This window comes from Janthinobacterium sp. SUN176 (genome assembly GCF_030587335.1).
Classification (GTDB): Bacteria; Pseudomonadota; Gammaproteobacteria; order Burkholderiales; family Burkholderiaceae_D; genus Janthinobacterium; species Janthinobacterium kumbetense.
Genome location: NZ_JAPWIA010000002.1, coordinates 351688 through 365365 on the forward strand (window position 1 = coordinate 351688; position 13678 = coordinate 365365).

Annotated in this window: 12 protein-coding genes; 7 read left to right on the top strand and 5 right to left on the bottom strand. The window is 62.0% G+C overall.

Annotation, left to right across the window (positions count from 1 at the left end):
* Positions 1 to 68 precede the first annotated feature (68 nt).
* A complete protein-coding gene (locus O3299_RS20825; protein ID WP_251349478.1) occupies positions 69 to 338 on the top strand; it encodes a MoaD/ThiS family protein in 270 nt (89 codons plus the stop codon).
* 4 nt (positions 339 to 342) lie between these two features.
* Positions 343 to 1449, top strand: a complete 1107-nt coding sequence (locus O3299_RS20830) for an exo-alpha-sialidase (protein ID WP_305063112.1) — start codon at positions 343 to 345, stop codon at positions 1447 to 1449.
* Here O3299_RS20830 and O3299_RS20835 read toward each other — a convergent pair.
* The gene (locus O3299_RS20835; RefSeq protein WP_099665834.1) at positions 1422 to 2045 is read right to left on the bottom strand and encodes a TetR/AcrR family transcriptional regulator; all 624 of its coding nucleotides are present in this window, start codon (positions 2043 to 2045) and stop codon (positions 1422 to 1424) included. The two genes, O3299_RS20830 and O3299_RS20835, sit on opposite strands and share 28 nt — an antisense overlap.
* A gap of 169 nt (positions 2046 to 2214) precedes the next feature.
* On the opposite strand from O3299_RS20835, the gene O3299_RS20840 reads away from it, so the two are divergent.
* Positions 2215 to 3258, top strand: coding sequence for an MBL fold metallo-hydrolase (locus O3299_RS20840; protein WP_305063113.1), 1044 nt, complete (start codon positions 2215 to 2217; stop codon positions 3256 to 3258).
* Positions 3259 to 3265: 7 nt separating this feature from the next.
* Here O3299_RS20840 and O3299_RS20845 read toward each other — a convergent pair whose 3' ends face one another.
* Positions 3266 to 3598, bottom strand: coding sequence for a hypothetical protein (locus O3299_RS20845; protein WP_143451403.1), 333 nt, complete (start codon positions 3596 to 3598; stop codon positions 3266 to 3268).
* Between the two features lie 453 nt (positions 3599 to 4051).
* Between O3299_RS20845 and O3299_RS20850 the strand changes: the two genes are divergently transcribed.
* A complete protein-coding gene (locus O3299_RS20850) occupies positions 4052 to 5062 on the top strand; it encodes a substrate-binding domain-containing protein (RefSeq protein WP_077398629.1) in 1011 nt (336 codons plus the stop codon).
* A 54-nt stretch (positions 5063 to 5116) separates the two neighbouring features.
* Here the strand turns inward: O3299_RS20850 and O3299_RS20855 are convergent, their stop codons facing one another.
* Both O3299_RS20855 and O3299_RS20860 read right to left on the bottom strand, forming a co-directional pair.
* The gene (locus O3299_RS20855) at positions 5117 to 8713 is read right to left on the bottom strand and encodes an indolepyruvate ferredoxin oxidoreductase family protein (RefSeq protein ID WP_305063114.1); all 3597 of its coding nucleotides are present in this window, start codon (positions 8711 to 8713) and stop codon (positions 5117 to 5119) included.
* Positions 8714 to 8907: 194 nt separating this feature from the next.
* On the bottom strand, positions 8908 to 9849 hold the full coding sequence (locus O3299_RS20860; RefSeq protein ID WP_289899589.1) for a LysR substrate-binding domain-containing protein: 942 nt from the start codon (positions 9847 to 9849) through the stop codon (positions 8908 to 8910).
* A 138-nt stretch (positions 9850 to 9987) separates the two neighbouring features.
* Between O3299_RS20860 and O3299_RS20865 the strand changes: the two genes are divergently transcribed.
* Entirely contained in the window at positions 9988 to 11214 is a 1227-nt protein-coding gene (locus O3299_RS20865; RefSeq protein ID WP_099665831.1) for an HD-GYP domain-containing protein, read from the top strand.
* Here O3299_RS20865 and O3299_RS20870 read toward each other — a convergent pair.
* The gene (locus O3299_RS20870) at positions 11211 to 12257 is read right to left on the bottom strand and encodes a GGDEF domain-containing protein (RefSeq protein ID WP_099665830.1); all 1047 of its coding nucleotides are present in this window, start codon (positions 12255 to 12257) and stop codon (positions 11211 to 11213) included. The genes O3299_RS20865 and O3299_RS20870 overlap by 4 nt on opposite strands.
* Before the next feature lie 481 nt (positions 12258 to 12738).
* On the opposite strand from O3299_RS20870, the gene O3299_RS20875 reads away from it, so the two are divergent.
* Both O3299_RS20875 and O3299_RS20880 read left to right on the top strand, forming a co-directional pair.
* Positions 12739 to 12921: a Flp family type IVb pilin gene (locus O3299_RS20875; protein ID WP_034752975.1), complete on the top strand. Its 183-nt coding sequence runs from the start codon at positions 12739 to 12741 to the stop codon at positions 12919 to 12921.
* A gap of 215 nt (positions 12922 to 13136) precedes the next feature.
* Entirely contained in the window at positions 13137 to 13670 is a 534-nt protein-coding gene (locus tag O3299_RS20880) for a prepilin peptidase (protein ID WP_305063115.1), read from the top strand.
* The last annotated feature ends 8 nt before the right edge of the window (positions 13671 to 13678 follow it).

A 13678-nucleotide genomic window follows, 5' to 3' on the forward strand; every position in this document is an offset into this window, starting at 1 on the left:
CTCTATTTTAATTGTATTGGCCGCAAAGGGGACTAGAATGAGTCCAGGCCGATGATGTCGAAGGCAGCATGGCGAACTTGCACTTTACGCAACAACTGGCGCGTTTCCTCGACGTTCCTGCCGTGGAGGTGGATGCGCCACGCCTGCGCGCCGCCCTCGATGCCGCGTTTGCCCGGCAGCCGCGCCTGCGCGGCTACGTGCTCGACGAGCAGGGTGCGCTGCGCCCCAATGTGGTGATCTTCATCGACGGCGCCCGCTGCCGCGAGCGGCGCATGCTCGACGACGCTTTGCGGCCCGACAGCCAGGTGTATATCTTGCAGGCACTTTCCGGAGGTTGACGCCATGACAGCAGTCCCGCAGCGCGCGTATCTCGGCACCCGCAAGGGCCTGTTCCAGTTCGATGTCGATGCGGCCGGCGCCTGGCAGCTGGCGCTGGTGCAGTTTGCCGGCGATCCCATCTCCATGCTGCTGCACGACGGCCGTGACGGCACCTTGTACGCGGCCCTGAACCTGGGGCACTTCGGCGCCAAGCTGCACCGGCGCGACGCGGGCAGTGGCGAATGGAAAGAAGTCGCCGTGCCCGCCTATCCCGCCAAGCCGGAAGGCAGCAGCGATACGGTGGACTGGACCTTGCGGCAGATCTGGTCGCTGGCGGCCGGTGGCGCGGACCAGCCTGGCGTGCTGTGGGCGGGCACCCTGCCTGGCGGCCTGTTTCGTTCCAGCGACCGCGGCGACAGCTGGCAACTGGTGGAATCCCTGTGGAACGTGCCGCAGCGGGCGCAGTGGTTTGGCGGCGGCTATGACGTGCCCGGCATCCACAGCATTTGCGTCGACCCGCGCGACAGCGCCAAGGTGCTGGTGGGCGTGTCCTGCGGCGGCGTGTGGCAAACGGTCGATGGCGGCGCCAGCTGGGCCTTGAGCGCGACGGGCATGCGCGCCGATTACATGCCGCCCGAACTCGATGAAAACGAAGCCGTGCAAGACCCGCACCGCATCGTGCGCAGCGCCGGCGCGCCGGAGGCGCTGTGGTGCCAGCACCATAACGGCATCTGGCGCTCGGACGATGCCGGCTGGCACTGGCAAGAGGTGACGACGGCGCCGCTGTCGCATTTCGGCTTTGCCGTGGCCGTGCATCCGCGCGATGGCGACACGGCCTGGTTCGTGCCGGCGCAGGCGGACGTGCTGCGCATTCCCATCGATGGCGCGCTGGCCGTGACGCGCACGCGCGATGGCGGGAAAACCTTCGAAGTCTTGCGCGCGGGCTTGCCGCAGCAGCATTGCTACGACCTCGTCTACCGCCACGGGCTGGCGCTGGCCGACGATGGGCGCAGTCTGTTGATGGCGTCGACGACGGGCGGCGCCTGGTTTTCAGGCGACGGGGGCGAACACTGGCAGACCATTTCTGCCCACTTGCCGCCCGTTTATGCCGTCTGTTTTGCCACGCCGTAGTAGCACAGGAAGATATCGACGGCCAGTTCCGTCACTTCGCGCCGGCGTGCCGGGCCCAGCAAAGGCTCGCCCAGGGTGATCTGCGGCCAGAAGGCAAAGGTTTTCAATGGCGACATCAGCAGGTGCGCCACTTCCAGCGTTTCGCCCGCCTTGATGCGCCCGTCCTGCTGCGCCGCGCGGATCCAGATATTCAGTCCCGTTTCCTTTTCATTCAGGCGCGTCACCATCGCTTGCGCGCGCGCGGGCGAGTGGATGGTTTCGCCAAAGATCACGCGCGCCAAGTCGATGAAGGCCGGATCGCACAGCAAGTCCATCTTTTGCTCGACCAGGGCCAGCACTTGCGGTCGCAGGGGCTGGTCGGCAACATAGGGCACGGCAGGCTGGGCCATGCTGCTTTCCCACATGCGCTGCAGGATTTCCGCGAACAGCTCGTCCTTGCTGGGGAAATGGTTGTACACGGTGCGCTTGGATACGGCAGCCGTGGCGGCGATCTTGTCCATGCTGGTCGCATCAAAACCGTGCTCGCGGAACTCGGCGATGGCGGCATCGACGATGGCGACGCGCTTGCGGTCGGTGAGGCGTTGCGGTGCGGCCATGGCGGGAAATCTCCTTTGAAAACAATATTTTACACCTCTTGGTTTACTTTGCCAGAAATAGGAACTACACTGTGTAGTGTAATTTAACCCTTGTTAATTCTTTGCCGGGCCGCATATGCACTTGCACCGAGTCGCACGTCGTCTCTTATCCTTGGGAGTCCTGATCATCATGAGTTCTTGCACCTTGCGCGCCGCGCCTGCCGCGCCCATAGCATCGCCACAACGCCTCGACGGCAAGTTCCGCAACCCCGTGCAAATGCACAAGCTGGGCACGGCCGCAACGCTCAAGCTGATGTGGACGTTTTTCTTCGATAAGCCCGACAGCACCGTGCCGGCCGCTGCCGTACCCGTGCAAGCCTTGACCCGGGCGCAACTGCTGGCCGCGCCCGACAACAGCCTGTTTCGCCTGGGCCACTCGACCCTGCTGTTGAAACTGAACAATGAATTCTTCCTCACCGACCCCGTGTTTTCCGAGCGCGCTTCGCCGGTGCAGTGGGCCGGACCGAAGCGTTTCCACCAGCCGCCCATCAGCATCGCTGACTTGCCGCCGATCAAGGCCGTCATCCTGTCGCACGACCATTACGACCACCTCGACCACGCTGCCGTGCTGCAACTGGCCGCCAAGACGGAACACTTTGTGACGCCGCTGGGCGTGGGCGATACCCTGGTGGCATGGGGCGTGCCGAAGGATAAGGTACGGCAATTCGACTGGTGGCAAGGCACGGCGATTGCCGGTGTGAAACTCGTCGCCACGCCGTCGCAGCATTTCTCGGGACGCGGCTTGTTTGACGGCAATCAAACCCTGTGGGCGTCGTGGGTCATCGATGCGCCCGAGGTGCGCGTGTTTTTCAGCGGCGACTCCGGCTATTTCGACGGTTTCAAGCAGATCGGCGACAAGTACGGCCCGTTCGACGTGACCATGATCGAGACGGGCGCCTACGACAAGCTGTGGCCGGACGTGCACATGCAGCCGGAACAGACCTTGCAAGCCCACCTGGACTTGCGCGGCAAGTGGTTGATGCCCGTGCATAACGGCACCTTCGACCTGGGGCTGCACGCCTGGCATGAACCGTTCGACCGCATCGCGGGGCTGGCGGCCAAGCAGGGCGTGAACCTGGCCACGCCGCAGATGGGCGAGGCGGTCGACCTGGCGCAGCCGACGAAGGGGAAGAAGTGGTGGCTGGCGATGCTGGAAGAGGAGATGGCGAAGTAGGCTCGCCCTACGCCGTCACGTCGATCAGGCGTCCCACCGTTTGGCCATAGCCGTTCAGCTGGGGCGTGCTTTTCGGCGCGGCGGGGATGGCTTGTTGCGGCACGGCCACTTTGATCGCCTGGTCCAGCTGCGGCGCCTTGACGGCGGCCGGGGCATCGGCCTGGGCTTGCTGGCTGCTGCGCTGGGTCTGGCTCAGCGATTCCTGTTCCCGCGCCAGCAGTTGGCGGCTTTGCGCCAGCTGTTCGCTGTCGCGCTGTACCTGGTTCTGGCCTTGTTCGACCCGGCGTTGCGCCGTGGCCAGCGAGGCTTGCAAGTTGTTGACGGAGCTTAGCGTGACCACATTGTTCACCTTTGAGAGTATGTCCAGGCGTGCAGGGATGGGGGAAGCCCGGACCGATGTGCTGTGCCAGGCATCATTGTCCGAACATGCCAGGCGGTAATCTTTACCTGAATCAAGAGTAGGACAAATTCTCGCACAGTTCCAGTGAATTATGTTTTCTTGATAATGCTATCGTGCGCGCTGCGTGTTGCCGAAGCGGCATGCCGGCGCTGGCGAGATAGTTATCAAAGTGAGTACCCGCTGTCGCTTGTGGCCCTTGTTTGTCTGCCATCACGGATGCCGTGCCGGGAAGAGGAAAAAAGTGGTCGCATTTAAAACGTTGCTTTTTAAATAGTCAATGTGTTGTTGTTTTTCTACCGTGTCTGCGCACGCGAATGCGCGGTCTGTTTGGCGCTCTGGGCTATAATTGACGGTCAGAGTTGGTTTCTTTTGCCATACAGACAGGTAGTTAACATGAATCTCAAGAGCCTCGCAATTGCCCTCGGCATGTCGAAAACGACAGTCAGCAGGGCGTTGAACGGCTATCCGGAAGTCAATTCCCGCACCCGTGAAATCGTCCTGGCCGCCGCCAAGAAAGTCGGCTACCGGCCCAACCCGCTGGCGCGCAGCCTGGCCGTCGGCCGCACCAATGTGCTGGGCATGATCTATCCGCTGCTGCCCAGCGACCTGGGCGACAGCGTCTTTCTTTCCGTGGTGAATGGCATGTCGGATGCCGTCGAAGCGTCGAAGATGAGCTTGATCATCGCCCCCGTGTCGCCGCAGAATGAACAGCCCTCGTATGAAACCATGGTGCGCGGGCGCCAGGTCGATGGCCTCGTGGTGGGCCGCACCAAGGTGGTCGACGAGCGCATCGCGTATCTGACGAAAGTGGGCTTTCCCTTTGTCGCGAATGGCCGCACGCGCATCGACGCGCCGTATGCGTATTTTGATTACGACAACGACACGGGCATCGACCTGGCCGTGTCGTTCCTGGCCGCGCACGGCCACCAGCGCATCGCCCTGCTGAGTGCGCCGCTGGAGCTGCATTTTGCTTATGAGCGCAAGGAAAGCTTTATCCGCTGCATGGCGCAAGCGGGCTTGCCGGTCGATCCCCACTATTTGCTCGACAATACTTTCGACCGCCGCAGCGGTTACCAAGCCATGCAGCAATTGCTGGCTTGCTCGCCCCGTCCCACGGCTGTCATCGTCGACAACCACTTGTCCGGCGTGGGCGTGGTGCGCGCGCTGATGGATGCGGGCATCGAGATCGGCAAGGAAATCTCCGTCATCGTCTGGGGCAATGTGGAAGACACCTTGATCGGCATCAACGTCACCACCATCGACCAGCCCGACCTGCGCCGCGCGGGCGCGAAGATGGTCGAGATGCTGCAATCCCTGCTGGCCGGCACGCCACCGGAACGCTTGCAGGAAATCTGGCAACCGGTGCTGTTGCCGGGGGCGACGGTGGGGCGCTGCCCTGAATGAAAAAAAACGCAGAGCCGAGACTCTGCGTTTTCATTTCAAGCCCAGCTGACCGGCTTACGCCGCGTGCTTGCTGCCGTCCGCCAGCTTGGCCAGCAATCTCGCCTTGTCCTGGCGATACGTGGCGACGGCCGCTTCCTTGACGTGGCCGAAGCCGCGGATTTTTTCGGGCAGGGTCGCCAGTTCCACGCAAGTGGCCAGGTTGTCCGCCGTCAAGTTGACCAGCATGCCGGCCAGCAATTCGCGGTATTCGACGATCAGCGCGCGTTCCATCTTGCGCTCGGCCGTGTAACCGAAGACGTCGAAGGTGCCGCCTCTGAGCCCCTTGGCTTTCGCCAGCAGCTTGAAGGCGCGCCACATCCAGGAGCCGAACTCCGCTTTCACGAGGTGGCCCTTGGCATCCTTTTTCGCAAACAGCGGCGGCGCCAGGTTGAATTTCACGGAGAAATTGCCTTCGAATTGCTGTTGCAATTGCTCCACGAAACGGCCATCCGTGTACAAACGCGCCACTTCGTATTCATCCTTGTAGGCCAGCAACTTGAAATAGCTCTTGGCGACAGCCGTCGACAGCTTTTGGCCCAGTCCCAGGGTGTTTTCGCGGTCGCGCACCTGTTTGACCAGGGTCAAGTAACCGTCCGCATACGCAGCGTTCTGGTAGGCCGTGAGGAACTCCACGCGTTTTTTGATGACGCTATCGAGGCTTTGCGGCATTTGCACGATGATCGCTTGTGACGGCGTGGCGATTTGCGTGACACGGCGCACGTCGACGGCGGCGCGGCGGCCCCACAGGAAGCTTTTCTTGTTCGACTCGATGCCGACGCCATTGAGTTCGATGGCGCGCAGCAAGGCCGCTTCCGTCAGCGGGATGCTGCCTTTTTGCCAGGCGTAGCCGAGCATGAACAGGTTGGCGGCGATCGAATCGCCCATCAGCGCCGTGGCCAGTTTCGTGGCGTCGATGAAGTCGGCCGCGTCCGCGCCGCCCACGGATTCCTCGATCAGCTGGCGCACTTCCGCCGTCGGATATTGCCAGTCGGCATTTTGCGCAAACGTGCCCGGCGGCTGCTCGTGCAGGTTGACGACGGCCAGGCTGCGGCCAGGACGCATTTTCGACACGGCATCCTGCGCGCCGGCCGTCAGCATGTCGCAGCCCAGGATCAGGTCCGCTTCGCCCGTGGCGATGCGCTGGGCGCGGATGTGCGCCGGGGAGCGGGCGATTTTCACGTGCGAGGTGACGGAACCGTTCTTTTGCGACATGCCCGTCATGTCCAGCACGGACGCGCCCTTGCCTTCCAGGTGGGCCGCCATGCCCATCAGCGCGCCCACGGTGATGACGCCCGTGCCGCCGATGCCGTTGATCAGGATATTGTACGGCGCGTCGCAGCCGGGCAGGACCGGTTCCGGCAGGGGGCCGAAGTTGTCCGTCTCGCCCGTTTTGCTTGCGCCCGTCTTGGTTTTTTTCAGGTTGCCGCCCTCGACGGTGACGAAGCTGGGGCAGAAACCCTTGGCGCACGAGTAATCCTTGTTGCACGAGGATTGGTCGATGGTGCGCTTGCGGCCAAATTCCGTCTCTTTCGGCAAGATCGACACGCAGTTCGATTGCACGCCGCAATCGCCGCAGCCTTCGCAGACGGCGTCGTTGATGACCATGCGTTTGGCCACGTCCGGATACTCGCCTTTTTTCCTTCTCCGGCGCTTCTCGGCCGCGCAGGTCTGGTCGTAGATCAGCACGGACACGCCTGGTACTTCGCGCAATTCGCGCTGCACGGCATCCATGTCCTTGCGGTCGTGCAAGGTCAGGTGGGCGGGCAGGTTGCTGCGGTCGCTGTAGCGGCTCAAGTCTTCCGTGACCAGCGCGATGCGGGCGATGCCTTCGGCCGCCACTTGCTGCGCCATCATGGGTACGGTGATGAGGCCGTCCACGGGCTGGCCGCCCGTCATGGCGACGGCGTCGTTGTAGAGGATTTTATAGGTGATGTTCACCTTGGCGGCCTGCGCGGCGCGGATGGCCAGGTAGCCGGAGTGGAAATACGTGCCGTCGCCCAGGTTCTGGAACACGTGCGGCAATTCGGAAAAGGCCGCTTGCCCGATCCACGGCGCGCCTTCGCCGCCCATGTGCGTGGTCAGCTTGTTCATTTCCGGGTAGATCGACGTGGCCATCACGTGGCAGCCGATGCCGGCCAGCGCCAGGCTGCCGTCCGGCACCTTGGTCGACGTGTTATGTGGGCAGCCGGAGCAGTAGAAGGCGGGGCGGAACGGCGTATTCACGGCCTTTTTCAAGACCGCGTCCTTGGCGTCGAGGAAACTCAGTCGTGCCTTGATCAGGTCGCAGGTGACGGGGTCGGAAATCAGGCGCGCGATGCGGCTGGCGATGACCCGTGCCACTTGCGAGACGGAAAAGTCCGCCTTGGACGTGAGCAGCCATTCGCCGCGCGGCGCCACCCATTCACCCTTTTCGTCGAACTTGCCGATGACGCGTGGGCGCACGTCGTCGCGCCAGTTGTAGAGTTGCTCTTTCAACTGGTATTCGACGATTTGCCGCTTCTCCTCTACCACGAGAATTTCATCGAGACCTTGCGCAAACTCACGCACGCTATCCGGCTCCAGCGGCCACGGCATGGCCACCTTGAACAATCGCATGCCGACGTCGGCCGCCATCTGCTCGTCGATGCCCAGTTCTTCCAGCGCTTCGAGCACGTCCAGGTAGGACTTGCCGGAGGCAATGATGCCCAGCTTGGCGTTCGGGCTGTCGATGGTCGTGTGGTTGAGCTTGTTTTCGCGCGCGTAGGCGAGGGCCGCATAGATCTTGTAGTCCTGCATCAGCGCTTCCTGGTTGCGCGCCTGCTGGCCCAGCGGGATGCTCGACAGGCGCGCGTTCAGGCCGCCTTCTGGCATGACGAAATCCTGCGGAATCTTGACTTCCACGCGGAACGGGTCGGCATCGATGGAGGCCGACGATTCGACCGTGTCGGCCAGCGCCTTGAAGGCCACCGTGCAGCCGGAAAAACGCGACATGGCCCAGCCGTGGATGCCCAGGTCCAGGTATTCCTGCACGTTGCACGGATACAGGACGGGGATCATCGACGCGGAGAACAGATGGTCGGACTGGTGCGGCAGGGTCGAGGAATACGCGCCATGGTCGTCGCCGGCCACCAGCAGCACGCCGCCCAGTTTTGACGTTCCCGCATGGTTCATGTGCTTGAAGACATCGCCGCAGCGGTCCACGCCCGGACCCTTGCCGTACCACATGGCGAATACGCCGTCGTACTTGGCCGGGCCGATCAGGTCGACTTGCTGCGAACCCCAGACGGCCGTGGCGGCCAAGTCTTCGTTGACGCCGGGCACGAATTGCACGTGGTGCGCTTCCAGCTGTTTCTTGGCTTTCCACAGGTTTTCATCGAGGCCGCCCAGGGGCGAACCGCGGTAGCCGGAGATGAAGCCGGCCGTGTTGAGGCCTGCGGCCTGGTCGCGCAAGCGCTGCATCATGGGCAGGCGCACGAGGGCCTGGATGCCGGACAGGAAGATGGCGCCGGAAGTGGCCGTGTATTTGTCGTCGAGGCTGACGGTGGTCAAACGGGATGTGTCGGGGGGCGTAGATGGCGCGGCACCGGCGTTTCTAGCGAACGCTGCGGAGCCGTTTTCCGTGGTCACGGACATGGCTGTCTCCAAAAGGGTGTTTCAGATATCGGCTGTACAAGGGACGCTCCCGGTAAGGCGCGCGCTGTGCAGACGGGATGGCCGCGTGTGGGCGGCATATAACTATTTTAAATTTAAAATAGTTAATGTGGTCAGTGTAGAACGAGTCAGGAAAGGGGGCAAATACGCTTTGACGATGGGGGTATAAGAAATACTTATGCCATGGGCGAGAGCACATGCGCGCCCACCCAGCGCCCGCTGCCGCACAGTTCGGCGGCCACTTGCAGCACGAGGTTTTTCACGGCGTTGCCCGCATTGGTGAGGGGAATGTTTTTCGAGGCGCACAGGGCCACCGTGCGCGACAGGACGGGGCTGTGGATGGCGTAGCTGCGCATGGCGCCGCTGTCGAGCTCGGCCAGCAGGGGCGCGGCCGGCAGGATGGTGGCGCCCATGCCGGCCAGGATGGCCGATTTCAGGATGGCGATCGAGTTGATCTCGATCACGTTCGCCGTTTCCAGGCCCAGCTCGCGCGCGCGGCTGTCGATGCGCGGGCGCACGCCATGCTGCAGGCCCGGCAGGATCAGTGTGGCGCTCAAGGCTTGCTGGAACGACACGGCATGGCCGGCGGGCGCGAACGGCGAATCGTTGCGGCAGATAAAACGCATCTCCTCTTCCACCAGCGGGCTGCAGGCAAAGGGCGTGAGCTGGCCATCGTCGAACAGCACGGCCAGGTTGATGCGGCCCGATTTGAGCTGTTCATTGAGGTTGCCCGTGATTTCTTCCGTCAGTTGCAGGGTGATTTCGGGATAGCGTTCGCGCGCGGCCAGCAGCAAGGGCAGGGCCAGGGCGCCGGATATGCTGTGCGGCAAGCCCAGGGTGACATTGCCGGACGGCCGCGTGGCGCTTTGCGTGACGGCCGAGCGGGCGTCGGCCACCTGTTTCAGGATCGCCTGCGCATGTTCGTAAAACACCTTGCCCGCATCCGTGCTGAGCACGCCCTGCGCCGAGCGGTGCAGCAGCTGCACGCCCAGTTCCTCTTCCAGCTGGCGCAGCTGCTGCGTCAGGGCCGGCTGCGCCACGTGCAGGATCAGGGCTGCGCGCGACAGCGAGCCGTGGTCGACGATGGCAACAAAGTAGCGTAATTGGCGCAGTTCCATGGGTCCCAGAAGCGGTGCGTTGAGCGGAAAAAACCGGGTGTTGCGCCACGGCGCCGAACGCGGCCAGCAGAATAACAATTTTGTTATACTCATTCTAGCGCCTTCGGTGCTCCAGCCGTGTATTTGTGGGATGACAGCATGCTCAAGAAAGTTGATTCGTCTCAATTAAAAGTGGGCATGTACATCCATGACCTCAGTTGCGACTGGATGACGCATCCATTCGTGCGCAACCGTTTCCTGTTGCGCAGCGACGATGAAATCCGCAAGATCATGCAGGCCGGCATCCACGATGTGGTGATCGACAGCGGCAAGGGCCTCGACGTGCAGGACGCGCCCACCGTGGCGCAGGCGCGCGCCGAGACGGAGCGCGAACTGGTGCAGATTGCCGCGCCGCTGCAAGTGGTCACGCGCGTGTCGCTGGGCATGGAACTGGCGCGCGCCACGCAGGTGCGGCGGCAGGCGACCAGCCTGGTGCGCACGGTGATGGCCGACGTGCGCCTGGGCAAGGCGGTCGAGCTCGACCGCGTGCAGCACACGGTGCAAGACATCACCGAATCGATCCTGCGCAATCCCGGTGCCCTCGTCGGCTTGTTGCGCATCAAGACCAAGGATGATTACACCTTTTTGCATTCCGTCAGCGTGTGCGCGCTGCTGGTGGCGTTTTGCCGCTCACGCGGCATCGATGCCACGACCACGCACCAGGCGGGCCTCGGCGGCTTGCTGCACGACACGGGCAAGGCGCTGGTGCCCGACAGCGTTCTGAACAAGCCCGGTCCGTTGACGCCGGAAGAATTTACCCTGATCAAGCGCCATCCGCGCGACGGCTACGACATCCTGCGCCAGTCGCCCGAGGTGGGCGCGATACCCCTCGACATCGCCCTGCACCACCACGAACGGCGCGACGGCAGCGGCTATCCGGACCAGCTGGCCGGCGACGCCATCAGCGAACTGGCGCAGATGGCCGCCATCGTCGACGTGTATGACGCGCTGACGTCCGACCGCAGCTATCACAAGGGCATTCCCGCGGCCGAAGCCTTGCGCAAGATCTACGAGTGGAGCAAATTCCACTTCAATCCCGTGTTCGCGCAGGATTTCATGCGTTGCGTGGGTATCTATCCGGTAGGCACCATGGTGATGCTGGAATCGGGCCGCCTGGCCGTCGTCATCGAGGCGCACGAAAGCAATCTGTTGGCGCCGAAGGTGAATGTGTTTTTCAGTACGAAGAGCAAGACCTACATCAAGCCGGAAACGGTCGACCTGTCGCGCGGCTTCGGCTTTGGCGGCGCCGACAAGATCGTCGGCCATGAGTCGGCTGCCAAGTGGCAGGTCGATCCCATGCGTTTTCTTTCCCTCGCGGATGCCTAGAAGAATTCCGCTGTATCGTTCGAGGTAATGGTAGTTAACAGGCCCTTGGCGACCAGCTCGTCATAGTGGCACGCCAGGTTGCGGCCATGGCTCTTGGCGTAATACAGGGCCTGGTCGGCGCGGCCGAGGATGATGACGGGCGCTTCGTAGGCGTTGATGCTGACGAAACCCACGCTGACGGTCACTCTGCCCACTTGCGGGAAGTCGTGCGCTTCGACATTGGTGCGGAAGCGGTCGATGATTTTCTGCGCATTTTCCAGCGTGATCGAGCGCAGCAGCACGACGAATTCCTCGCCGCCGAAGCGGAAGATGCGGTCTTGCGAGCGGAACGACGATTGCAGCTGGTTGGCGATCAGGATCAGCACTTCATCGCCATACAGGTGGCCAAATTTATCGTTGACCAGTTTGAAATGATCGACGTCGATCACGGCCAGCCATTGCCGTTCCGTGTCCGTATGGTGGCGCCGTTCTTCATCCACGGGACGCGGCTTTTCCGCTTCCGGTTCGCCGCGGCTTTGCAGGATTTTTGCCAGCTGGTCGTCGAAGGTCTTGCGATTCAACAAACCGGTGAGCGAATCGCGTTCGCTGTAGTCGAGCAGGTTCTGGAAATTGCGGTATACGCTGACGATGCCGCCGATCACCTGGATGGTGGCGCCCGTGTAGGGCGTGGGATTGGTGATTTCCAGGCAGGTGGTGACCTGGTCGCCGATCCAGATGGGCAGCCACAGCAGGTGGCGGCCGTCGGCGCACAGGGTGTCGGCGCTCGCTTCATGGCGCTTGATGCAGGCGGCCAGGGCCGGGTAGTCCGACAGCGGTTCGCCCGGCAGGGTAGGATCGGTATGCTCTTCCATGCGGGCCACGCTGCCCGCCACGATGATGGCCCGCGACCGCACGAACACCTGGCCCCGCACGGTGGTCAGGGCCAGCACACGGGTCTGCGATGCGGCAGCGAGTTCCTGGACCGCCGAGATCACGGAGATGTCGAGCATCGTGTGGTCGCGGTGCCCGGTCATGTCCACCATGTGTTTCAGTAGGGAATCCATTGTCGATCTCTGGAAAGTAGTCACACAAGTGTCGTCATACCAGCATTGCATCAAGCAAGAGCATGTTCGCGTCCGTCTACAAGAAGCCAAGATTTATTTGGTGGCATGACGCTCTGTACCGCCGGGCGAGAGGCCTTTCCAAAGAAGAGCTAAGCAGGATAATGTCTTTTTGCCTAATAGGCAATTAACGTATGCAATATTTCATGTAAATACATGAGATTCATGCACTGCATTGCAAAAAACTTGCCCTGACGAAGGCTTTCAATCCAGATCGCAACATTTGTTTGCGTCAGCCGACATGTCGACAGGGTTTGATAATTTCCATATGGAAACTTGTGGCGCGTCAATTTGCCAAAACGTGGACGCTTTATAGTCAATGCAATGGCGCAGAAATTTACGGCAGGAAACATATTAGCAGGAATGGGCAATGTTTCACACCCGATTGCGCCAGGGACTTGTGATTCACTTTTGGGAGCTTGTCATGCATACCTTCCTGTCGGCAGTACAGCAGTTTGTCAAGGATGAGGATGGCATTACGGCAATCGAATACGGCTTGATTGCGGCCTTGATGGCTACCGCCATCACGGCCGGTTTCTTGCTGATCAAGACCAACTTGCTGGCCGTCCTCACCGACATTTCGTCGAACCTGGTGTTGACGCCCTAAGCGGGTGCCCGCCGCTGGCGAAGTAATCCTCGGGACATTATTGTGAATTTATGACAAACAGAACCGGATGCTATGCAAGGCGCCTGCTGCGACGCAGTGCGGGCACTGCTAGCAGCTGGCAACGCCGCAGAGCGCCGGTTATGGAAGTCAGAAATCACAATAATTTACTGGGGGTTACTTAGTCCAGTGGCGGGTTTTTTTTCGGGAGGTGTGCCATGCCTGCAGCCGCCTTGTGCGATTTGCTGTTGCTGTGCTTCGTGACGGGGGCCGCCGTCAGTGATTTGATCCGCCGCAAGATACCGAACGGTGTGGTGTTGTCCGGCATCCTCGCCGCCCTGGCCCTGCACCTGTGGCTGTGGCCGCACAGCGTGCTGCCCGTGTGGCTGGGCGGCATGGCGACGGGTTTTTTCCTCTTTTTACCCTTGTATGTGCTGCGCGGCATGGCCGCCGGCGACGTCAAGCTGATCGCCATGGCGGGCGCCTTTGCCGGCCCCTGGCCCGTGCTGCAGATCTGTTTCGCCACGTTCGTCCTGGGCGGCGTGATGGCCGTGCTGATGATCACCTGGCAGGGCAAGTGGCGCGCCTGCCTGGGCAATCTGCGCCAGCTGCTGTGGCCGATGATCGCGCGCATGGCCGGCATTCCCCTGGCGCCAACTGCACTCGGCAGCCAGGCCAGCGTGGGCAACATGCCGTACGGCCTGGCCATTGCCCTGGGCTGCCTGGCGGTGCAGGGGCGTCATTATTTCTGATTGGTATT

Excerpts from the sequence above, each read along its gene's own strand:
- O3299_RS20840 (WP_305063113.1), top strand. The coding sequence starts at position 2,215 with ATGAGTTCTTGCACCTTGCGCGCCGCGCCTGCCGCGCCCATAGCATCG.
- O3299_RS20825 (WP_251349478.1), top strand. The coding sequence starts at position 69 with ATGGCGAACTTGCACTTTACGCAACAACTGGCGCGTTTCCTCGACGTT.
- O3299_RS20870 (WP_099665830.1), bottom strand. The coding sequence starts at position 12,257 with ATGGATTCCCTACTGAAACACATGGTGGACATGACCGGGCACCGCGAC.
- O3299_RS20880 (WP_305063115.1), top strand. The coding sequence starts at position 13,137 with ATGCCTGCAGCCGCCTTGTGCGATTTGCTGTTGCTGTGCTTCGTGACG.
- O3299_RS20850 (WP_077398629.1), top strand. The coding sequence starts at position 4,052 with ATGAATCTCAAGAGCCTCGCAATTGCCCTCGGCATGTCGAAAACGACA.
- O3299_RS20835 (WP_099665834.1), bottom strand. The coding sequence starts at position 2,045 with ATGGCCGCACCGCAACGCCTCACCGACCGCAAGCGCGTCGCCATCGTC.
- O3299_RS20865 (WP_099665831.1), top strand. The coding sequence starts at position 9,988 with ATGCTCAAGAAAGTTGATTCGTCTCAATTAAAAGTGGGCATGTACATC.
- O3299_RS20830 (WP_305063112.1), top strand. The coding sequence starts at position 343 with ATGACAGCAGTCCCGCAGCGCGCGTATCTCGGCACCCGCAAGGGCCTG.
- O3299_RS20860 (WP_289899589.1), bottom strand. The coding sequence starts at position 9,849 with ATGGAACTGCGCCAATTACGCTACTTTGTTGCCATCGTCGACCACGGC.
- O3299_RS20875 (WP_034752975.1), top strand. The coding sequence starts at position 12,739 with ATGCATACCTTCCTGTCGGCAGTACAGCAGTTTGTCAAGGATGAGGAT.
- O3299_RS20855 (WP_305063114.1), bottom strand. The coding sequence starts at position 8,713 with ATGTCCGTGACCACGGAAAACGGCTCCGCAGCGTTCGCTAGAAACGCC.